1 protein-coding gene is annotated in these 624 nt (G+C 57.4%); it reads left to right on the top strand.

The window, feature by feature from the left end; all coding sequences use genetic code 11:
• Positions 1–73: 73 nt before the first annotated feature.
• Positions 74–624 (top strand): radical SAM protein (locus BP858_RS00985; RefSeq protein ID WP_286878599.1); only part of this gene is annotated, 551 nt, incomplete at its 3' end.

Here is a 624-nt window from a genome sequence, read left to right on the forward strand (position 1 = left end):
TCAGTTGTTCCTTTTCGGGGGCCTCGAGCATCCGAGCCTCTTTGATTACTGCCGTGCCGCACGGGACCTCGGGATGACCGTTTCGATCACCACAAATGGCTCCTTGCTCTCACAGAAACTCATTGAGGAGCACGCTGCGTGTATCGATTGGCTCGCGCTATCAGTGGACTCGGCATCCGAGTCTACCGAGAAACACCTCGGGCGCGGTTACGGGCAGCATGTCCAGCACTGCATCGATCTGTCGGATGCCATCAGGGCGGCCGGGATCCGGCTGAAGATCAATACAACGGTCACCCAGCTTACGTGGGAGGAGGATATGGCAGACTTCATCAAAAGAACCTCTCCCGACCGCTGGAAGGTCTTCCAGATGCTCCACATTCAGGGTGAGAATGACGATGCTGTGGCCGACCTCGCGGTGACCGATGAACAGTTCCAGGCGTTCTGTGCCCGTCACGCGGATGTCGTCCGTCATGGAGGTGTACGGCCGGTATTTGAGTCCTCTGCGATGATTGAGGGGTCGTACTTCATGATCACTCCCGGAGGCTGTGTGAAGACAGACACTGGGCGGGTGATCCGGAAGTATCCACTTGCAGATGTGTTGCACTCGGGGGTTACGGAGTACGT

It is taken from the genome of Methanoculleus sp. UBA413 (assembly GCF_002502935.1).
GTDB lineage: Archaea > Halobacteriota > Methanomicrobia > Methanomicrobiales > Methanoculleaceae > Methanoculleus > Methanoculleus bourgensis.